This is a genomic window from Chitinophaga sp. SVR4-12A (assembly GCF_056754765.1).
Genome location: NZ_JBPGWP010000002.1, coordinates 919,466 through 941,028, shown reverse-complemented (window position 1 = coordinate 941,028; position 21,563 = coordinate 919,466). Strand labels below are relative to the sequence as shown.

Here is a 21,563-nt window from a genome sequence, read left to right as displayed (position 1 = left end):
CAAATACCTAAACGAAACTATATAAATTCTACAATGAAACGACTGATTGCTTCGCCTGATAGGATCAAAGCATTGATTGTGATCACCTTACTGGCGCCGGCTGTATTGCTGCCAGGCTGCGGCCAGCCGGAAAAACCGGCTGACAGAAAGATCTACCAGATGGATACCGCGAAAACCGCCCACCTGGCGGATTCCATTGGATCCAAAGTAAAGCCTGAACTGGCGCCGGGATTGTCCCTTCAGCTCTGGGGCATCGACTCACTGGTGATCTCCCCTATCGCGATCGATATCGACGACCAGGGCAGATTGTATTACACCACTACCGACCGGCAAAAGCACTCCGAATTTGATATACGCGGGCACCGCGATTGGGAAATTCCTTCCATCGCCCTGCAAACGGTAGAAGACAGGCGTGCTTTCCTGCATAAGGAGCTCTCTCCCGAGAACAGCAAAAAGAACGGATGGCTGGAAGACCTGAATGGCGACAGCTCACGTGACTGGCGCGATCTCACCATTGAGAAAGAGCACGTATACCGCATGGAAGATATCAACGGCGACGGCGTAGCCGACCTTTCACAACACGTGGTAGAAGACTTTAATGATGAAGTGACCGATGTTGCCGGCGGCGTCCTTGCCGAAGGCGATGATCTCTATGTGTCTGTTGCACCGGATCTCTGGCGGATAAAAGATAAGAACAAGGACGGCATTGCCGACGAAAAGACATCTATCTCCCATGGTTATGGTATCCACGTAGGCTTCAGCGGCCATGGCATGTCAGGTGTTGAAATGGGCCCCGACGGGAGGATCTACTGGCAGATCGGCGACATCGGCTTTAATGGTAAAGGCCCGGATGGCACCAAATGGGAATATCCCAACTGCGGTGTGATCGCCCGCTCTAACCCTGACGGCAGCGACTTTGAAATATTCGCCTCCGGCATTCGCAATACCCACGAGTTTGTATTTGATGAATATGGGAACCTGATCAGCGAAGACAATGATGGCGATCACCCCGGCGAAAAAGAACGCCTGGTATATATTGTGAACGGCTCTGATGCCGGATGGCGCAGCAACTGGCAATACGGCAAATACCGTGACCCGGAGAACAATACCTATAAAGTGTGGATGGATGAAAAGATGTACCTGCCCCGCTTTGAAGGACAGGCAGCTTATATCACGCCCTGTATCAGCAATTTCGTAAGCGGTCCTGCCGGTATGGTATACAACCCCGGAACCGCTTTGGGCGCTGCTTATAAGAACTCCTTCTTCATCGCCGAATTTGTAGGCAATCCCTCCAATTCCGGCATTCACAGTTTTCGTTTACAACCTAAAGGCGCCACCTTTGAGCTGGGTGAACATAAGAAAGTAGTAGGCGGCATTCTCGCCACCGGCCTTGACTTCGGACCAGATGGCGCATTATACGTAGCCGACTGGATCGATGGATGGGATACCCACAACTATGGCCGCATCTGGAAACTGGACGACAGCACCGGCGCATTGGATCCTGTACGTAAGACAACCAAAGCGCTCCTGGCCGCCGATTTCTCCCAACGCAAAGAAGCCGAATTAGGCGAACTGCTGAGCAATCCTGATATGCGTGTAAGGCTGAAAGCGCAGTTTGAACTGGTGAAACGCCAGGGAAAAGGTAACGAAATCTTCCTGCAGGCGCTCAAACAAACAGCTAACCAACTGGCAAGGGTACACGCTATCTGGGGCATCAGCCAGCTGGCCCGCCAGGATAAAAAGTACGCCGCGGCACTGCTACCTGTATTGAAAGATAGCGATCCTGAGATCCGCGCACAGGCGGCCAAATGGCTTGGCGACATTAAGTACGCCGACGCCGGTTCCGCATTGATCCCCGTGTTAAAAGATACCAGCAGCCGCGCCCGTTTCTTTGCGGCAGAAGCCCTGGGAAGAATTAAATACGAGCCGGCCATTCAGCCGATCATCGCCTACCTGGAAGCCAATAATGATGCTGATGCTTACATTCGCCATGCCGGCGCCCTGGCCCTGGCCCGCATCGGCAAAGCCGATCCGCTGGTGGCATTATCTTCCAGCCCATCCCGCGCCTTGAGAATAGCCGCCGTAGTGGCACTCAGAAGAATGGCGCATCCCGGTGTGGCGCAGTTCCTGAATGATAAAGACGAATTTGTGGTAACAGAGGCCGCCCGCGCTATCAATGACGATCTTTCTATTAAAGACGCATTGCCCGCACTGGCCAATATACTTAACAGCACCAGCTTTAAAAACGAAGCTTTGCTCAGGCGCGCCATTAATGCCAATCTTCGTGTAGGCACAGACGCTACCCTGCAAAACCTGCTTCAATATGCACAGAAAGAAAGCGCTCCCGCGGCCATGAGGGCAGAAGCAATTGATGCGCTGAGCGGATGGGCCAAACCTTCTGTGGTAGACCGTGTAGACGGCCGTTACAGGGGCGTGATCGAAAGAGATCCTGCTACGCTTGTGAATAAATCCGGCGAAACGCTGACTGCATTACTGCAAAACAAAACATTGCCTGTAAGGCTCAGCGCTGCCAAAGCAATCAACAAGCTGCAGATCAAACAGGCTGCCGCGCCTTTGCTGGCCGTACTGAAAAGCGACCGCGAGCCGGCCATGCGGGTAGAAGCCCTGAAAGCGCTGGTAGCGCTGCAGGATCCGCTGGGAGAACAGGGCATCAAACTGGCCCTGGCCGATAAAGAAAAAGACGTACGTGTAGCCGGTCTCGACCTGCTGGAGAAAATGAATATCTCCAAAGCAGTAATGGTAAGCCTACTGGCAGACGTGATCAACACACGCTCTGTAGAAGAACAACAGGCGGCGGTACTTACGCTGGGTAAATTGCCCGTAGCAGAAACACAGTCCACCCTGGAAGGCTTGCTGAATAAAATGGCTAACAACCAACTCAGTTCGGGCATCCTCCTGGAACTGGGTGAAGCGATAGACAGCAGCCGTTCCCCACAGCTGATCGCCCGTTATAAAGAGATCAGCGGCAAACTGTCACCGGATGCCTTGCTGGCTTCCTATACCAGCAGCCTGGAAGGCGGTGATCCTCATAAGGGAAGACAGGTATTTTTCCAGAACCAGAATTCGCAGTGTATCCGTTGTCATACGATTGATGATAAAGGCGGTAATGCAGGCCCCAGGCTCAACGGCGTGGCAAACCGCATTTCACGCAAACAGATCCTGGAAGCGCTGATCTCTCCCAGTGCGCGGCTGGCGCCGGGCTTTGGTATGATCACGCTGAAGCTCAAAGACGGCCAGAATCTTACGGGGATCCTGGAAGGTGAAAGTAAAGAAGGGTTGAAGCTAAAGATAGGTACGGAACCTGACAAGGTGATCCCGAATGAGCAGATCGTAGAAAAGAAGTATGCGTCATCAAGCATGCCGGATATGAAGGCAATCCTGTCAAGGAAAGAGATAAGGGATGTGGTAAGCTTTCTGGCGACCTTGAAGGAGAATAATTAATTCAGCCTTAACTTTGTCATAAAATTCAAATAATGGCATCTAAAGTACCTATGAACAGGCAGATCGCATGGTTGTCTGTTATCCCGCACATGCTGATAATCGCGTTGCTGGTCTTTTTTTATGATAAGTTAGATCTTGACGACGGGAACGAAGGTATTTATGCCGGACTGACTTTTTTTGCACTGGCATACTTATCGAAGATGCTGATAGCAAAGGAACACCGGAAGGGCATAAAACTGACAAAGCAGGGAAAATTTGAAGAAGCTATTCCCCGTTTTCAAAGGAGTGCAGACTTTTTTACAAGATATGCATGGATTGACAAATGGAGGTACCTGGTGCTGCTGAGCGCTTCCAGAATGTGTTACAGGGAAATGGCGTTCTGTAACATTGCCTTCTGCCTTACACAGACGGGGAAAGGCAATGAGGCCAAAAAGATGTATGAAGATATACTGAAAAAGTATCCTGAAAATATTATTGCTACGACGGCACTGCGCATGGTGACCAGCATGCAATAAATCACTCAGAAAAATGGAGAGGCTGTCTCAAACGTACAGTAGAGACAGCCTCTTTTTATTACTTCGGCTTATTTAATGCGTACACTCATGAAACTTATCCTCTGCCGGATAGCTAAACGTATTCACCAGCTTCCAGCGCGCCTTATACAAACCCAGTGAAGTATTCTTATATACTACTGCGCCGTTAATATCCAGGATCTGATCTGTTCTCCATGTCTCCCCGCCTGCGCCGGTTGCCCTTGCCATAATGGTGTCATAACCCGCCGGACCAGATGTTACTGATTTTACACCGCTGATGGTCTTCACCAGTGTAAACGTGCCCGTTGTTACGTTGAACTTGTAAATATGCCCTGAATTGGTCAGCCACAGATCTGTTGTGCTGCCATACACCGGGAACAGCTCATGCGCATTGCCCTCCGGCATGGTATACGTGGACTTCAGGGTCAGCTTTGGAGCCGTGCAGCTGTTATTGTAGGTAAATACCTTCAGCTTGTTCAGGCCTGCAGCATACAATTGCTGGCGGGCATGATCCCAGACTACATTGTGCACGTCCTCAAAAGCGATCGGCGCCGTTTGGGCAGATTGATCGTTGATGTAGCTGTCTGTCGTAAAGATCATCAGGTAACCGCCGGTGGTAGAAGCCGTTACGATGTTGCCATTGGGCAGTAGCTCGGCGGAATGTGTGTTACCGCCTGCGTAATCATACCAGATGGCTTTCTTTGAGCTGACATTGATCAGTGCCACCCCGCCACCGGAGGCGGTAGCCAGTACATAAGCGCCATTGTACACCAGCTTGGCATCGCTGAGATTAGAGAACCAGCCTTGTGCACCGGAACGGATCATGGCATAGGAAGCCGTGGCTTTCCATTCCCAGGTAATGGCGTTGCCATTGGCCACATCTACCATGATGATACGGGCGTTCTTCTGGTCGCAGATAATGATCTCCTTCGGCGTGGCTGCGGCAGCGATGTTCGCGTTTACATCAGCAGTCTTTGTGTGGGAAGGATCAGGGTTGGAGGGACGGAGGTTTTCCTGCTTGCAGGCAAGGGCCAGCAGCAGCGATAATGCTACAAATACAGGTTTCATAGAAAGTTTTTTAGAATAAAGGATAAATGGTACAATAAGACTATCTGCCTGACAGCAGCAGCCTTATTGTAATATAATAATAAAACTTTAATATAAATAAAAAACCCGCGGCTGGCGCGGGTTTAATAATATCAACGAGTTACGTCTACTTAGCAGGCGTGATCACTACTTTCCTAAACTCTATCGGTCCGTGATCTCCCTGGAAATAGATCGGGCCGGGCGCGCCTTCATTGCTGTCTAAAGCGCCGCCGGTAATACCGGGTATTTCCTGGTTATTGATCACCGTTTTACCATTCACTACGATGGTAACCATACGGCCTACCAGTGTGATGTCATAAGACTGCCACTGGTCGGGACCGAGGGCATTGATCTCACTGGGTGTCAGGAAACCATAGATACCGCTAAACAATACGTTAGAGGGATGCGTGTCTTTATCGCTGTCCTCTATCTGGCATTCATAACGGCCTCTCAGGTACACGCCGCTGTTGCTGCCCTTCTGATACCTGAATTCTACATGCAGTTTAAAATCATCGAAGGTCTGCTCAGAGATCAGGTTAGCGCCGGAATGAGGGCTGGTCAGTATGCCATCCTTTACTACCCACTGGTTGGTATTGCCGACTGCTTTCCAGCCGGAAAGGTCCTTGCCGTTGAACAGGTTAACAGGCTTACCCCAAACCGGTGCTGCGGTCCTTTTCAGGTAGGGCGCTTTCACACCTTTCCATTTGTATTCCTTTCCTTCGCTGGTCACCATGGTGCCTTCTATGCCGCTGCCTGTCAGCTCTCCCCTGATTACAAAGTCCTGGTCGCCTTTTTCCCATTGTGGCGGAATTGTGAAGTCGAATTTCCCGTTATTGAAATTCACCTTGGCTACCGGGCGTGCGCTGCCGGAGGAAGCCACAAAATATCCTACCAGGGTACGGGTACCTGAGAGTTTCACTTCCAGCCAGGAAGGAACGCTTTTCCCGTTCTCATCAACGGTAATGTCCCAACGGCCGATCAGCTCTTTATAGTCTGCTGCAGGCGCTGTTGCGGCATGCGCAGAACGGCCTGATAACAGTACTGATCCGGCGGAGCCCATCAGTAATAAGGAGCTCATACCAAATACGAGGAATTTTTTCAGCATATGAAGTAATTATAATTGTAAGCAGCAAACAAGATAACATTTATATCCTAGTCCTCCAACCCATTCACATCCGTTGACAGCACCTCGCTCATATAATCAAAGAAGGGCCGCATGCCTTTGAAAGTGAGACCGACCTCCTTTAGGAACTGGCCGTTTACTACCTCCCTATCCGTAAACCTCCTGATCAGCAGAAACTGTTTGTATTTCAAAAGATCGGCCGCCTCATGATCTGCGGCATAGCCTCTGGGCACTTTCTTCAATTGTTCTCCCTCCAGGGAACCGAATAAAGATGTGAACGATTTACTCTTCAATATCTTCCTTAGCGGAGCCGCATCAAACGCAATATCATCCCTGATACGTTTCAGATCCTGCGCCTCCGGCCCCCAGAAGCCACCGCCTACAAAGCTGTTGCCCTGCTCTATCTGGAAATAATATCCTCCCCTCCGCTGTTTGGTAGCGCGTTTAAAGCTACCGCTCCAGTAAGTTTTATAGGGTGTTTTATCACTGGAAAAACGGGTATCCCGGTAAATACGGAACAGGCTTTTCTTACCCGAGGGAGTTTCTATCAGATCATGCGTATTGAGCTGTGTGAGCAGGGCATCTGCAAAGCGTTCCATATGCTCCAGTTCTTCCTGGTATTGTGCCTTGTGATCGTTGAACCAGTCGCGGTTATTGTTTTGTTTTAACGCACTTAAAAAATCAAAGCTGGACTGGTATATCCCAGCTGCTGTTTGCTTAGCCATTGCCTGACGTAATAATGTGAGTGTATAAATTTATTGTCCCTGCAGTGGATGCTCCCGCCTCCACATTTCTGAAAAGTACAAAGCCTTCGTCGCGGATGTATTTGTAGTACTCGTAATCGTTCTCGAACCATAACAACATCTCATAGCTGGGCCTGTACTGCAACATAAAAGTATCCAGCGCCTGCGCCTGCAGGCCGGTGATCCGTTTTACCAGGCCCCTGTTAAAACGGTAGTCAACATATTTATCGCGTTCCTGTGCTTCCAGTCGCCGCCTGAACTGCTCCATTCTTTTTGCCTTCTTCATGCCAAAGAGCAGGTCCAGGTTCACGCCTGCACCCATGCCATTGCTGGTGAGATATTCGCGCTCAAAATCGAAGACCTTGCGGTATTCATTCCGGTTTTCTATAGAATCCAGCTGATGGGTGTGCGGTTTGGAAATGACTTCCACCGTAGGCAATGTCTTGATGTCTACATGGATGCTCATATCGAAAGCGCGGCCGCGGCGGAGCTCCCTCACGGCAAATTTCTGGGTGGACTTACCCTGGTAGGAAAAACTGATAGAATCATCCAGCGGCAACCAGATGTTGTAGCGTCCGAAGGAATCGGTAACGGTGCCGGCGCCGGAATTGGTCTTCACGCTTACTCCTTCCATGCCAAAGCGGGCAGAACGGTCATATACCGTTCCGTACACTTGTACCTGGCCGCTGGCTGCCAGCCGGAACAGGAGTAAAACCATGATGATAACTGTCTTTCGTAACAGAATAGCGCGCCTCATTTCGTCTCAATCTAAGACAGGATAAAAAATTATACAAGCGCAGCAAAAATATTAACAATTCATTATATCTAAACCGCTGCAGCTACATTCTGTGCTCGATCTTGCTCTGCACGGCGGAGAGGTTGTTCACGCACTCCTCGAAGCGGCCGTATACCGCACTGCCATCTACTGCCAGGTCTTTTTTTGTCACGTCGGCGCCGCCCAGGAAAGCGTCCAGGTAAGAGATGTAGCGGGCAGGCTCACCATACAGGGCATTGTAGATCTCATCATTCAGCTTGTCGCCTTCTACGCGCAGCTCTTTGTTGGTGAGGTCCGTCACATCCCGTAAGCGGCCCATGACCGTGCTCATTTTGGTTTTAAGGGATTCCTGGTTAACAGGGTCCTTTTTGCCGGGGGCGATGTTATTCCTGAACAGGCTGTCTGACAGCTTCTTACGGGCTTTCATATAAGTGGTCAGGTCATCTTTGAGCAGGGCAACCCGCGTTTTCAGATCGGGTCCCTTTTCAGGAGTATAATATTTATCAAAATTTGCGTTGAGCTGTTTGAGCCAGTCCAGCAGGTGATTGGAGACATCGGTCACAGCCGGAGTGGATTGCGCGGATACGTTATTGGCGGCGAATAAAAGCAGCAAACAAAACACCAGCCGGGAAAATACCTTACTTGCCATCTTTTTTTCGGGAAAATTTAAGGCATTCACACTGTTAAAAAAAATAAAATATCAGTTATCAACCCCAACCATGGATAAAATGTGCGCTGTCTTCTTAAGGCATTATTACGCCACTATTCATTAGCAAAATGAAAAAGATCCTATTAAAAGTGCTACAGGCAGGCTTTAAGCTTCCTACCTTCATTGAATCCAAATTTGACAAGCGTTTCCTTGTAAAGAACATGCCGATGTCTGACCGGGTCAGTCATAAAAACTGGCAACAGTACCTTTACAACATCGGTAACAAACCCGGTACCAGGATCCTGGAGATCGGCAGCCGGGAGGTAACCGGCTCTTCCGGCGCCAGGGAGGCCTTTTCCCAGGCCGAATACATTGGCTTTGACTTTTACCCCGGGAAAAATGTAGATGTGGTAGGAGATGCGCACAAGCTTTCCTCCTATTTTAAGGGGCAGCAATTCGACATCATCTATTCTTCCGCCTGCTTTGAACATTTCGCCATGCCGTGGGTGGTAGCCACAGAGATCGCCAAACTGCTTAAGGTGGGCGGCGTTGTCTTTGTGGAGACCCATTTTTCCTTTTCCGCTCATGAGAGGCCCTGGAACTTTTTCCAGTTCAGCGATATGGGGATGAAAGCATTGTTCTCCCCTGCGCTTGGCATCGAATGTATTGAAACCGGTATGTCTAATCCTATTGTTGGCCGCTTCTCCTCGCTGGCAGATGAATACCTGCGCCTGAAGCCCGTGTACGGACTGTACTGCCACGTGGAATTCCTGGGCAGGAAGGTAAAAGAGGTAAATGATTTCGATTGGAACGGCGTTGAACTGCCGGAGCTGGTGGGAGATACCACCTATCCGGCGCCATAATTCATTGTGATAAATCAGCCAATTTATTTAACTTCGGTACAGATCTATGCCTCAAGCTAAAATAAATTGGCTGATTTATTTTAAACAGTAACCCCACAAACGTACCACGACATGAAAAAGTTCCCATGGGACTTAGTACTGTTCATTGCCGGTTCATGCGTATTCTTCATTGCGGCATGCCATCAAAAGAACAGGATCCCCACTACTGAAGCGATCAGCGCTATCGATCTGAAGAGAGGAAAGATAATACTTTGCGGGCCGCCTGATAAACGGCTGGGCGAGGTAAGCTTTAAAACATCCTGCTCGGAGAAGGTACAAAAAGACTTTAATCTCGCCGTATCATTGCTGCACTCCTTCGAATACGACGAGGCAGAGAAGGTCTTTGCAAAGATCATCGACGAAGAACCGGGATGCGCCATGGCCTACTGGGGAGTAGCTATGAGCAATTTTCATCCCCTCTGGACGCCTCCCACACAGGATGAACTGGAAAAAGGCGCCAAGGCGATCACCATCGCACAATCTCTTAAAAGCTCCACAAGAGAATCCGCCTATATCAATGCCGTGGCAGCATTCTACAACAACTGGGACATCAGCGATCACGCCACCCGCAGCCAACGTTTTGAAGAGGCCATGGAACGGGTGTATGCTGATTATCCCGATGACCCGGAAGCCGCCATTTTTTATGCCCTGGCGCTGAACGGCGCCGCCAGCCCGGCAGACACCACCTTTCGCAGGCAGCGAAAAGCCGGCGCGCTCTTATCAGCCATCTATCTATACAAACCGGATCACCCCGGCGTAGTGCACTATATCATCCACAGCTACGACTATGCAGCACTCGCAAAGCTGGCGCTGCCCGCAGCAAAGCGCTATGCCTCCATCGCGCCTTCTTCTGCGCACGCCCAGCACATGCCTTCGCATATCTTCACGCGGCTGGGGCTCTGGGATGAGGATATACAATCCAACCTGGTGGCTACCAGCGCTGCCAGGTGCTACGGAGAAAATATGGGCATTAAAGGACATTGGGATGAAGAGCTTCACGGAGTGGATTACCTGGTGTACGCCTATTTGCAAAAGGCGGATAATGTACATGCGAAGGAACAATGCGACTATCTTAAGACGATGACAGACATACATCCGGCCAGTTTCAAAGTAGCTTATTCCCTGGCCGCCGTTCCTGCCCGCTACGTACTGGAGAACCGCCTATGGAAGGAAGCAGCGGCCCTGCAAACACCGGGGCCCGCCAGTTTTCCCTGGAAAGAGCATTCCTGGGCCAAAGCTATTACCTATTACGCCCGCTCCCTGGGGAACATCCATACCGGCCGTTTTGATGCCGCCAGGGAAGAGCTGCGGCAGCTGCAGCTGATCCATGATACGCTGGTAGCGCAGAAAGACGCCTATAAGGCCAGCCAGCTGCAGATCCAGATCAAGTCCTGCCAGGCCTGGCTCTTATTCAAGGAAGGAGCAAAGAATGAGGAAGCGTTGCGGCTGATGCGCGCTGCGGCGGATATCGAAGACCATATCCAGAAGCTGCCCGTTACCCCGGGCGAGATCCTGCCCGCCAGGGAATTGCTGGGAGATCTGTTGCTGCAGATGAACAGGCCGCAGGAGGCACTCACCGCCTACGAGGCAGACCTGAAAGAGCGCCCTAATCGCTTTAACGGGCTTTACGGCGCCGGAACAGCTGCAGAGAGATCTAACAATACCGCAAAAGCAAAACAATACTATGCGCAGCTGGCCAGTATTACTGTCAATTCAGACCGCCCAGAACTGGAAAGCGCGAGGCTGTATTTAAAAAAACAACAGCATCAGCTGGCGAAGAAATAAAGACTACTCCAGCTGTGTTTCTTCATACGGTTCATTCCTTCGCGACAAACGAAACTGGTTGATGAGCCGCACGCAGGTGTTCCAGCACAGTATGGCGTCATCGTTACCGGCGGGGCGTACTGCTTCCGCTTTCTCATAATGCAGCATGGCATCGTAGAACCATTCATAGGCCAGCGATTCATCTGGCGCAGATCTGCATAATATAGCCTTACCTTTCCTTTCACTGATCACTCCTCCATAATATTCCCGCTCATATTCGCCGGGCAGGCGGTCGCACAACCTGTTTGCTTCACTCACGTCGGCCTGCTGGGAGGTATCGAATTGATCCGTGATGGCCAGCAACAGCATCAGTATCGCTTTGCTGTTCTCAGGATCTATTTCCAGTATGTCGCGGCAGATGCTTTCGGTCATCCAGGGCTCTTGCAGCAAACGATAGCGTTCGGCTTTTTCGAGCGCCAGGGGAATGCTTTCCCTGGAAATTGATTTCAGTTGAAACATGGCTCAATGTTTTAAAGATGATGTCTTGGAACGGAGAAACCGGAATATCCTCTTCAAGGGATCATAAAACCTGTCGGCTACACGCTCTTTTAGTGGAATGATGGCGTTGTCTGTAATGGTGATCTCTTCCGGACAAACCGTGCTACAGCATTTGGTGATATTACAGTAACCGATGCCATGCGCTTTTTTGAGGGCTTCGAGGCGGTCTTCCACATCCAGGGGATGCATTTCAAGGGAAGCGCTGTATACCAGCAGGCGGGGGCCGATGAAGACATTGTTCAACTGATGCTCCCGCAGCACATGGCATACATCCTGGCATAGATAGCATTCTATGCATTTGCGAAACTCCTGTACCCGGTCTATATCCACCTGGTCCATCCGCCAGGTGCCGTCTGCCGCATCCGGCCGGCGGGGCCTGAAGGGCTTGATCATTTTCTTTGCGCGATAATTCCAGGATACGTCTGTCACCAGGTCGCGTATCAGCGGGAAGGCTTTCATAGGTTCTATTAGTACTGGCTTATCCAGCGGCAGATCGCTCAGGCGGGTCATGCACATCAGCTTTGGCGTGCCGTTGATCTCTGCGGAACAGGAGCCGCATTTACCAGCCTTGCAGTTCCAGCGTACAGACAGGTCATTGGCCTGCTGCGCCTGTATTTGGTGCACGGCGTCGAGCACTACCATCCCTTCGGCAATATCGATGGTGTATTGCTCAAGCCTGCCGCCATTGGCATCTCCACGCCATATACGGAATGTAGCCTTTTTCATTATTTCATTTCTTCAATGATCTGTTGCAGGTCGGCGCGTATGGGCGGAAGCGGTTCCCGCCTGATCTGCATGGCCCCGTCTGCACCTTTGGTGGCCACCAGGTTATACTTTGCGCCGGTAGTGTCTTTTGCCGGGTAATCTTCCCGGAAATGTGCGCCGATGCTTTCCTTCCTTTCTATGGCCGACCTGGCTACTGCTTCCGACACGGTGAGCAGGTTGCGCAGATCCAGCGCCGTATGCCATCCCCCGTTATACTCTCGGTTGCCGCTTACCTTCACCTCCCGGGCGCGTGCCTGCAGCTTTTTCAGTGCTTCCATCGCCTGTTGCAGCTCATCTTCCCGCCGCACAATCCCTGCCAGGTTTTGCATCATCTCCTGCAGGTCGTACTGCAGCTGGAAGGGGTTCTCTCCGTTCGTTCTATCAAAGGGCGCCAGGGCGGCTTTAGCGGCCGCTTCCACCGCCGCCTCGCTGATACTGCCGTGTGGATGCTCCTTAGCAAATTTCGCGGCGTATTCACCTGCGCGTTTGCCAAATACCAGCAGGTCGGACAGGGAGTTCCCACCCAGCCTGTTGGCGCCGTGCAGACCCGCCGCACATTCGCCTGCGGCAAATAATCCCGGAACCGTGGTAGACATCTGCGTATCTGCATCCACGCGGATGCCGCCCATCACATAATGGGTGGTAGGCCCTACTTCCATGGGCTCTTTCGTAATATCGATATCTGCGAGTTTGATGAATTGATGGTACATGCTGGGCAGCTTCTTCCGGATATGTTCTGCGGCATTGGGCAGCTTGGTGTTGATCCAGGAGATGTCGAGGTAAACGCCATTATGCGGACTGCCTTTCCCTTCCCTGATCTGTCTGACGATGCAGCGGGCCACATGATCCCGGGTAAGCAGTTCGGGTGGCCGCCTGGCCTGGCGGTCGCCTTGTGTATATCTCCATCCTTCTTCTTCATTGTCTGCCGTTTGATTGCGGTACAGCTCCGGGATGTCCTGGAACATAAAGCGCTGCTTTTCGTTGTTCAAAAGGATGCCGCCTTCGCCGCGCACGCCTTCGGTAACAAGGATGCCCTGCACGCTGGGCGGCCATACCATCCCGGTAGGATGGAACTGTACAAACTCCATATCCATCAGTTCTGCGCCTGCATGATAAGCCAGCGAGTGGCCGTCCCCGGTATATTCCCAGCTGTTGCTGGTGATCTTATAAGCACGGCCGATGCCGCCGGTAGCCAGTACAATGGCTTTGGCGCGGAAGATAATGAACCGGCCTTTTTCGCGTTCATAGCCAAAGGCGCCGCTTATTCTTTCACCTTCTTTCAGTAAAGTGATGATGGTATGTTCCATGTGCACTTCCATGCCGCTGTGGATGCCGTGATCCTGCAAGGTGCGGATCATTTCCAACCCGGTGCGGTCGCCCACATGTGCGAGGCGGGGGTATTTATGTCCGCCGAAATTCCTTTGCAGGATGCGGCCGTCTTTTGTTCTGTCAAATAATGCGCCCCAGGCTTCCAGTTCGCGTACCCGGTCTGGCGCTTCTTTGGCGTGCAATTCGGCCATGCGCCAGTTGTTGAGATACTGGCCTCCCCGCATGGTATCGGTGAAATGCACTTTCCAGCTGTCGCGCTCATCTACATTGGCCAGTGCGGCGGCTACGCCTCCTTCTGCCATTACGGTATGTGCTTTACCAAGGAGCGATTTACAGATCAGGCCAACAGAAACGCCGTTGGCGGCTGCTTCTATCGCTGCGCGGAGACCTGCGCCACCGGCGCCGATGATCAGTACATCATAATCATATGTATCGTATGGGGTCATGTGTAAAGTTTGAGGTCTGAGGTTTGAAGTTCGTTGAAGGTTGCAAGTCTAAGGAATTTACAAGCACCTCCAACGCTACACTTCAAACCTCAGATAATTCTAATATCTGTCCAGATGTTCATCGCGCAGAGGCGTACGTATATATCTGAAAATGCAACCCAGAATAAACTCATCCAGGCCCATACCTTATGCCTGCGGTTCAAACAGCTGGCGCATTGGTATAGTCTTCGCCGTACCGGGCGGCCCGAAAGGCGGTCCATAAACCCGCCTACCAGGTGGCGGAGGGAATGACACCCCAGCGCATATCCACCCAATAGCACCACGTTAGTAGCCAGTACAAGGGTGCCTACGCCGATACCGAAGGTCTTTTGGCCGGTATTGCTATCGGTGAACCACATAGCATTCCATACGTCCATGGCAAGGAACACCAGGAAGCATAAAGCGAGATATAAAAAGTAACGGTGTACATTCTGCAGGATGAGGGGAAGAGACTGTTCGCCCCAATAGGTTTTACGCGGCTCGCCTACGGTGCACGCAGGGGGATCGGCCCAGATGGCTTTATAGTATGCCCCACGATAGTAATAACAGGTGAACCGGAACAGGCCTGGCGCCCAGAGGATCAGCAGTGCGGGAGACCATGGTAATAAATGTGGCCACCAGCCCGGCTTTCCGCCAAACCAGCTATGCGGGGAAGCGCCGAATAATTCCGGGGAATAAAGGGGCGATAGATAAGGACCGAACCAGTAGTTTTCTCCCTGGAAGGCTGCCCAGGTAACGTAGATGATAAATGAGATGAAAGCGATAGCAACAAACGTGGGGCTTACCCACCAGGCGTCGCTGCGATGGGTATTACCAAACTTGGGGGGTATGGTCCTTAAGTTAATTTCAGTCATAAAAACTGCATTTAACCGTTAAGGATAGAGCTGTATCGAAGGTAAGGGAAAAAGGGATTAGTAGAACACGTTAGGAAACAAAGAATTTGTAAGGGGTTAAGAATCATGATTTGTGCCGAAGGTTATCGGTTAGAAGCTGCGGCATAGGCAAGGCAGGCAAATATATCGTCACGTTCCAAATCTTTAAATTCTTCCAGGATGTCTTCTATGGTATCACCACCGGAAAGATATTCCAAAATGGAGGCTACTGTATATCGCGTATTTCGAATACAAGGTTTACCGTGATTAATTTGAGAGTTCAAAGTAATACGAGCCAACAGGTTTTCCATATTCATCTGTTTTGGCAAATTTACAGCTTCAAAAATTTTTAGGTATGATTAGATCTCTCATCGATAATTGCCGTTAATAATCATTTAACCTCCACCTTCCCCTCCCCTCTTTGTATATTTATACTAAACATTGCATAAACACCCATGAAAGGCACCTTCATTCTCGGCTTACTGCTGATCAGCGCCACTCTCTTTGCTCAAAAAACAAAGAACATCATCCTCATCTCCATCGACGGCTACCGCTGGCAGGAGGTCTTCCATGGCGCTGATTCCGCCATCCTTTTCAATGGCAAATACCACGTCCAGGATTCCGCTGCTTTCGTCAATAAATACTGGGCAGCCACCCAACAGGAACGCCGTGAAAAGCTGATGCCTTTCTTCTGGAAAACCGTCGCTCAAAAAGGCCAGTTATACGGCAACCGCGATCTCGGTAACAAAGTAAACGTTCGCAATAAATACTGGTTCTCCTATCCTGGCCGCAGTGAAACCCTCTGCGGTTATTACGATCCGGCTGTCAACTCCAACGAATATCCCGATAATCCCAATGAAAACGTGATGGAGTTTATCGACAAACAGCCTGGCTATCAAAAGCAGGTAGTTACCTTCGCTTCCTGGGATGCGTTGTCAAGGATACTGAACCGTAACCGCAACGGCATGCTGGTAAATATCCCCGGAGAAAAGGTTACCGGCGATAAACTCACCAGCGCGCAGGAACTGGCTAATGAGATCCAGAACTTCCTGCCCGAATACTTTGGTAAAGGCGTCCGCTTCGATGTTCACACCTACGCCATGACCAAGGCCTATATCCAGGCCAGCCATCCTAAAGTGATCCATATCGACTTCTCCGATCCGGATGATTTCGCGCATGCCGGCCAATATGACTCCTACCTGGACGCCGGCCACTACCTGGATGCCATGATCGGGAACCTCTGGGAAATGCTCCAAAAAGACCCTTTCTATAAAAACCAGACCACCATCATGGTATACCCGGATCATGGTCGGGGCCTCGGACCACAATGGACAGACCACGGCAGCAATGTGCCCCATGCCAATGAAACCTGGCTGGCGATCATTGGCCCCGGCCTGCCCTCCAACGGCGAAATGAAGGCGGAAAGCGAGATCTACCAGGACCAGTTCGCTCAGACCGCCGCCAAACTGCTGGGATTCCGTTTTACCGCTAACCACCCCGTGGGAGAACCTGTCAGTACAATTGTTAAATAGGGTAAACTAGTTCGTATCTTTACCAGGACCGCAAGGCCGCCGCTAACCGCTTACCACCTGTTTCGTTTGTCCCTTTTACCAGGAAATACGTCTGTAAAATGGTAGTATAATGAGGGTGCTTTGGTCAATTGGCCTGGTTTCTGCCGCCATCACAGCCTTTCAGCCGGCATTGATGCAGCTGCTTTCTATTGTACAAGGGCACCATTTCGCTTACATGGTGATCTCTATAGCCCTGCTGGGCTTCGGAAGCGCCGGAACCGTATTAGCCTTCTTCCGTAAAAAACTGCTGGCAAATTTATCGACCTGGCTATATTGGCTGATGATAGGCGCAGCCATCAGCATGGCCCTGGTAACAACGGCTGCACAAGTGCCGGTCAGCCGCTTTGACGCTTACCTGCTCTTCACAAATGTGAAGCCAGCCGCTCTCCTCCTGCTGACCTACCTGCTGTTCTTTATTCCTTTTTTCCTGGCCGCACTGGCTATCGGCCTCCTGTTCGTTGCTCATGCAGATCAAATCAATAAAATCTATTTTGCCAATCTCATAGGATCAGGCATCGGCGGTATACTGGCCCTGGCAGCGGCAAGCAGATTAAGCCCGCAGCAGCTTACTACGGTCACGGCTATACTACCCGTGCTGGCCGCCTGGATGATCTTACCCCGGCGCTTTATCATAGCGCTGGCAGCACTTGCCATCATTGGCCTGAAATGGATGTATCCTTCCGCCCTGGTCTTATCCCCATATAAAGACCTTAGCAAAACACTTCTCTTACCAGGAACAAAGATCTCGCAGGAAAAGAACAGCCCCTATGGGTTCATTCAAACGCTTAGCTCACCAGGCTTGCGCTACGCACCCGGTGTAAGCGGGAGCGCTACCTCCACCGGTAGCGTACAGCAAGCTGCTTTTGTAAACGGCGACTGGTTCAGTGTGGTTCTCAAACCAGCTACTGCTTTCATCCTCAACTACACGACGTTCGCACTACCTTATGTTATCAACCAACGCAAGCAGGTATTGGTACTGCATGCCGGTGCAGGTGTTGGTGTACAACAGGCCCGCAGCAAAAGCGTGGAGCAGATCACCGCAGTAGAGCCCAATGCCGCCATGCTGGCGATGTTACAAAAGGAATGGGGCGCCGGCATCACTACCCATGCATTGGAACCCCGTACATTCCTTTCAACAGGCAACGAAGAGTATGACCTGATCACACTGCCGATCGTTGGCTCCTTTAACGGATCAGGCGGCCTTTATGCCCTACAGGAGCAGCTTGTGCTTACCCGGGAAGCATTCCTTGAAATGTGGATCAGGCTGCACCACGACGGCGCTATCAGCGTAAGTGCCTGGATAGACGAGCCGCTTCGCAATCCGCTGAAGCTGCTGGCTACCATCTCCGATATGCTCTATGCTGCGGGCATAGAAGACCCTCGGCAACATATCGCCGCTGTCAGCAGCCGAAGCACGATCACTTTTACGGTTACACGTTCATCCTTAGCAGAAAAAGAGATCGCCCGCGTGCGACAGTTCTGTAAAGACATGCAGTTTGATCCTGTCATCCTGCCCGACCTGCAGGCAACAGCATACACGCAGTATAACCAGCCTCAAGACACGCTCTTCTTTCACTACCTCGACCGCATATTATCGCCAGATAGAAACAGCTTCTATGGTGAATACGATTTTAATATCCGGCCAGCTACCGACAACCAGCCTTATTTCTCCCAGTTTGTCAAACTGTCCCGGCTGCCACGCTTAGCCGGCTTTTCGGGCAAACATTCCCTGCCTTCTTCTGAAGGGGGCTATCTGCTGACAGTAGCCGCTTTTGTGCAGGTCAGCGTCCTCTCATGCATGCTCATCATATTGCCGCTTTTCAGAAAAGGATGGAAAAGCGCCAGCCTTCCGGGGATCCTGGTTTATTTCAGCGGAATAGGCATTGGATACATGTTTGTGGAAATAGTACTGGTCCAGCACTGTATACTATACATTGGTAGGCCTGTATATGCCGCTGCTGCCGCGATCACCTCCCTGCTTATCTTCTCCGGGATCGGTAGTTATTTTTCTCCTTATTTTATGCAGATGAAAAAACGGCTGATGGCAGTAATCGGATGCATCGCGGCATTCCTGCTATGTTATGCCGTTGTCTTAACCCCAGTGCTACAAAACACCATGCAACTGGCCTTGCCCTTTAAAGTTTTCATTGTGCTGGTCCTCGTAGCCCCCCTGGCTTTCCTCATGGGCATTCCTTTCCCCGCGGGCTTGTCCTATGTAGCAAAAACAGAAGCGGCTGCAGTACCCTGGGCCTGGGGCGTAAACGGCTGCTTATCTGTAGTCAGCACGGGACTGGCCAGCATCATCGCTGTAGAGCTGGGCTTTAGCTGGGTGATGATGCTGGCCGGCGTTGCCTATGCTTTGGTGATCTTACCGCTGCTGTCCGCATCCGGACAATCATCGTCCAGATCCGGACAAAGGGGCGTAGGCAGAAACCTGCACCGTGGCCATAGATAAGCCTTTGCAGGATGGCAACATTCTTGGGCGTTAGCAAAAAAAAAGCTTCATATGTTAAGCAGCTATTTCAAGATCGCCTGGCGGAATTTATCCAAGCAAAAAATGTATGCTTCTATCAAGATCGGTGGATTTGCTTTGGGTATTGCCGCCTGTTTGCTGATTGCCTTATACATCAGGCAGGAACTTAGCTACGACCGTCAATATCCCCGTGCAGAGCGTATATACAGGGTAGTGATAGACTGGCATATACCAAACGCCAGAACCACTTATCTTCCTCCCCCGCTGGCTGATGCGATGAAAAGAGATTTCCCCGAAGTGGAAGAAGCCGGCCGCTATTTAGACGGCGAGCTCTTTGGTGCAGGAAGCAGCGAGGTAAGGCGTTCCGATAAAGAACAAAATACCTACGAAGAAGGCGTCATCTTTGCCGACCAGGAACTGCTGAACATACTCAAGGTCCCATTTATTTACGGGGATCCTGCACATGCGCTTAGCAAGCCCAATACTATCGTTATCACTAAACGTAAAGCAGATAAATACTTCCCCAACGAAAACCCGGTTGGTAAAACGCTCATTTTAAATGATAATATAGCAAAGCCTTATGAAATAGGCGGCGTGATAGCTGATTTCCCCGAAACCTCCCATCTTCAGTGTGATTTCATGCTCACATTGAAAGGAGTTCAGTTCTGGCCGGGTGAACAAACCTACTGGCTGGCCACTAACTATCACACCTACTTCCTGCTTCGTCCCGGAACGGATGCAGCAAAATTCCAGAAAAAATTATCCACCGTTAAGGACAGGTACCTGCTCAAAAGCGCCCAGGCCACGGGAGATAAGGGGCTCATCGCAATCATCAATAAGGTGAGCCTGGAATTCCAGTCATTAAAAGATATTCACCTGAGATCCCAGGGAATCGAGGATGGACAAAGCCGCAGCGATATCCACACGGTATGGCTTTTTGGAGTGATTGCAGGTTTTATCCTGCTCATTGCCTGTATCAACTTTATCAACCTGTCAACCGCCAGATCTGCCACCAGGGCCAAGGAAGTAGGGCTCAGGAAAACCATCGGCTCTGACCGAAGCAGCTTGATCAAACAATTCCTCAGCGAATCTCTCTTATTCAGCTTACTTTCTTTTGCCCTGGGTATCCTGCTCGCCTGGCTGCTGCTGCCCTATTTCAATACCTTGTCAGGCAAGGCATTGAGCATTCCCTGGACCAGCTGGTGGCTGGCTCCGCTGCTGATGCTCTCCGCCGCAATTATCGGCTTGCTGGCAGGCTTGTACCCTTCCATATATCTTTCTTCCTTTCAACCCATCCATGCGTTGAAAGGAACGATCAGCCGGGGCAGCAGATCCAACATGCGTAGTGTACTCGTGGTATTCCAGTTTACCGTGTCTATCGCGCTGATCGTGGGTACATTCGTCATCTACCGCCAGATGAGATACATTCTCGACAAAAAAGTAGGGTTTGACAAAGAACAGGTATTGCTGATCCAGGGCGCCAATACGGTTGGAGACCGGATGCTTGCCTTTAAGCGCTCGCTGTTGCAGTTGCCGGGGGTGAAAAGTGTGGCTGTCAGCGATTACCTGCCAGTTAGTGGTACCAAAAGGAACGATAACCTTTTCACAGAGGAAGGAAAATCTCAGGAAGCAGAACGCATCTCAGGACAGCTCTGGGAGGTGGACCATGATTACGTTAAGACAATGGGTATGCATATCGTGGCGGGGAGGGACTTTAATATCAACCTGGCTACCGACTCGCAGGCCGTGATCATCAACCAGACCATGGCAAAGCTACTGGGGCCGGGAGACCCGATCGGTAAGCGTATTGCCAATGGAGACCGTACACGGACCATTATCGGTGTGATAGAAGATTTTCATTTCGAATCTTTCAGGGACAATATCAGGCCGCTTTGTATGGCAATAGGGAACAGCCCTTCTATTGTATCAGTTAAAGTGAGTGCTGCTGATATGCGCCAGCTGCTGCAGTCTGTCAGCTCGGTATGGAAAGACTTTGCGCCCCATCAACCTATCCGGTATACTTTCCTCGATCAACGCTTTGCCCGTATGTATACGGATGTAGAGCAAACAGGCAGCATATTCACCAGCTTTGCAGTGCTGGCCATCATTGTGGCTTGCCTGGGTCTTTTAGGGCTTTCTGCTTTCATGGCGGAACAACGCACCAAAGAAATAGGCGTCAGGAAAGTTTTGGGCGCCAGCGTAAGCAGTATCCTGGCCTTGCTGTCAAAAGATTTCCTTCGCCTCGTAGGGATTGCTGTGCTGATCGCCTCCCCCCTGGCCTGGTATATGATGCAGCGGTGGCTGGAGAATTTTGCTTACCACATTAACGTTGAATGGTGGATGTTTATATTAGCTGGCTTTATAGCGACGGGCGTTGCGTTGCTGACAGTATCTTTTCAATCGGTAAAAGCTGCGCTGATGAATCCTGTGCAATCATTGAGATCCGAGTAAATAAGAGGGCGGTACGCTTAGC

At 50.9% G+C, this 21,563-nt stretch carries 17 protein-coding genes; 7 read left to right on the top strand and 10 right to left on the bottom strand.

The window, feature by feature from the left end:
- Window positions 1–33 precede the first annotated feature (33 nt).
- Both ACR9Y8_RS30215 and ACR9Y8_RS30210 read left to right on the top strand, forming a co-directional pair.
- Window positions 34–3,462: a HEAT repeat domain-containing protein gene (locus ACR9Y8_RS30215; RefSeq protein WP_481217031.1), complete on the top strand. Its 3,429-nt coding sequence runs from the start codon at window positions 34–36 to the stop codon at window positions 3,460–3,462.
- Window positions 3,463–3,494: 32 nt separating this feature from the next.
- Window positions 3,495–3,977 (top strand): tetratricopeptide repeat protein, encoded by a 483-nt coding sequence (locus ACR9Y8_RS30210; protein ID WP_481217030.1) that lies wholly within the window; start codon window positions 3,495–3,497, stop codon window positions 3,975–3,977.
- A gap of 72 nt (window positions 3,978–4,049) precedes the next feature.
- On the opposite strand, the gene ACR9Y8_RS30205 is transcribed toward ACR9Y8_RS30210, so the two are convergent.
- The 5 genes from ACR9Y8_RS30205 to ACR9Y8_RS30185 form a co-directional block, all read right to left on the bottom strand.
- On the bottom strand, window positions 4,050–5,063 hold the full coding sequence (locus tag ACR9Y8_RS30205; RefSeq protein ID WP_481217029.1) for a DUF6528 family protein: 1,014 nt from the start codon (window positions 5,061–5,063) through the stop codon (window positions 4,050–4,052).
- Window positions 5,064–5,208: 145 nt separating this feature from the next.
- Complete coding sequence (locus ACR9Y8_RS30200) at window positions 5,209–6,186, bottom strand: 3-keto-disaccharide hydrolase (protein WP_481217028.1); 978 nt, start codon at window positions 6,184–6,186, stop codon at window positions 5,209–5,211.
- A 47-nt stretch (window positions 6,187–6,233) separates the two neighbouring features.
- The gene (locus ACR9Y8_RS30195; protein WP_481217027.1) at window positions 6,234–6,929 is read right to left on the bottom strand and encodes a DUF2461 domain-containing protein; all 696 of its coding nucleotides are present in this window, start codon (window positions 6,927–6,929) and stop codon (window positions 6,234–6,236) included.
- Complete coding sequence (locus ACR9Y8_RS30190; protein ID WP_481217026.1) at window positions 6,922–7,665, bottom strand: peptidase associated/transthyretin-like domain-containing protein; 744 nt, start codon at window positions 7,663–7,665, stop codon at window positions 6,922–6,924. Before ACR9Y8_RS30190 ends, ACR9Y8_RS30195 begins: the two co-directional genes overlap by 8 nt.
- A gap of 121 nt (window positions 7,666–7,786) precedes the next feature.
- Complete coding sequence (locus ACR9Y8_RS30185) at window positions 7,787–8,371, bottom strand: hypothetical protein (RefSeq protein ID WP_481217025.1); 585 nt, start codon at window positions 8,369–8,371, stop codon at window positions 7,787–7,789.
- A gap of 128 nt (window positions 8,372–8,499) precedes the next feature.
- Between ACR9Y8_RS30185 and ACR9Y8_RS30180 the strand changes: the two genes are divergently transcribed.
- Window positions 8,500–9,234, top strand: coding sequence for a class I SAM-dependent methyltransferase (locus tag ACR9Y8_RS30180; protein WP_481217024.1), 735 nt, complete (start codon window positions 8,500–8,502; stop codon window positions 9,232–9,234).
- A gap of 111 nt (window positions 9,235–9,345) precedes the next feature.
- The gene (locus ACR9Y8_RS30175; RefSeq protein WP_481217023.1) at window positions 9,346–11,058 is read left to right on the top strand and encodes a tetratricopeptide repeat protein; all 1,713 of its coding nucleotides are present in this window, start codon (window positions 9,346–9,348) and stop codon (window positions 11,056–11,058) included.
- A gap of 3 nt (window positions 11,059–11,061) precedes the next feature.
- On the opposite strand, the gene ACR9Y8_RS30170 is transcribed toward ACR9Y8_RS30175, so the two are convergent.
- The 5 genes from ACR9Y8_RS30170 to ACR9Y8_RS30150 all read right to left on the bottom strand — a co-directional run bounded on the left by ACR9Y8_RS30170 (window position 11,062) and on the right by ACR9Y8_RS30150 (window position 15,357).
- Window positions 11,062–11,556 (bottom strand): hypothetical protein, encoded by a 495-nt coding sequence (locus ACR9Y8_RS30170; RefSeq protein WP_481217022.1) that lies wholly within the window; start codon window positions 11,554–11,556, stop codon window positions 11,062–11,064.
- 3 nt (window positions 11,557–11,559) lie between these two features.
- Complete coding sequence (locus ACR9Y8_RS30165; RefSeq protein ID WP_481217021.1) at window positions 11,560–12,321, bottom strand: succinate dehydrogenase/fumarate reductase iron-sulfur subunit; 762 nt, start codon at window positions 12,319–12,321, stop codon at window positions 11,560–11,562.
- Window positions 12,321–14,135, bottom strand: coding sequence for a fumarate reductase/succinate dehydrogenase flavoprotein subunit (locus ACR9Y8_RS30160; RefSeq protein ID WP_481217020.1), 1,815 nt, complete (start codon window positions 14,133–14,135; stop codon window positions 12,321–12,323). The genes ACR9Y8_RS30165 and ACR9Y8_RS30160 overlap by 1 nt, the downstream gene beginning before the upstream one ends.
- 89 nt (window positions 14,136–14,224) lie before the next feature.
- The gene (locus ACR9Y8_RS30155; RefSeq protein ID WP_481217019.1) at window positions 14,225–15,028 is read right to left on the bottom strand and encodes a hypothetical protein; all 804 of its coding nucleotides are present in this window, start codon (window positions 15,026–15,028) and stop codon (window positions 14,225–14,227) included.
- Between the two features lie 122 nt (window positions 15,029–15,150).
- Window positions 15,151–15,357: a DUF433 domain-containing protein gene (locus ACR9Y8_RS30150; RefSeq protein WP_481217018.1), complete on the bottom strand. Its 207-nt coding sequence runs from the start codon at window positions 15,355–15,357 to the stop codon at window positions 15,151–15,153.
- 144 nt (window positions 15,358–15,501) lie between these two features.
- Here ACR9Y8_RS30150 and ACR9Y8_RS30145 point away from each other — a divergent pair, with 144 nt between their 5' ends.
- From ACR9Y8_RS30145 to ACR9Y8_RS30135, 3 genes are all read left to right on the top strand, one after another.
- Window positions 15,502–16,578, top strand: coding sequence for a sulfatase-like hydrolase/transferase (locus tag ACR9Y8_RS30145; RefSeq protein WP_481217017.1), 1,077 nt, complete (start codon window positions 15,502–15,504; stop codon window positions 16,576–16,578).
- A 109-nt stretch (window positions 16,579–16,687) separates the two neighbouring features.
- Window positions 16,688–19,072: a spermidine synthase family protein gene (locus ACR9Y8_RS30140; RefSeq protein WP_481217016.1), complete on the top strand. Its 2,385-nt coding sequence runs from the start codon at window positions 16,688–16,690 to the stop codon at window positions 19,070–19,072.
- 51 nt (window positions 19,073–19,123) lie between these two features.
- On the top strand, window positions 19,124–21,541 hold the full coding sequence (locus tag ACR9Y8_RS30135; RefSeq protein WP_481217015.1) for an ABC transporter permease: 2,418 nt from the start codon (window positions 19,124–19,126) through the stop codon (window positions 21,539–21,541).
- The last annotated feature ends 22 nt before the right edge of the window (window positions 21,542–21,563 follow it).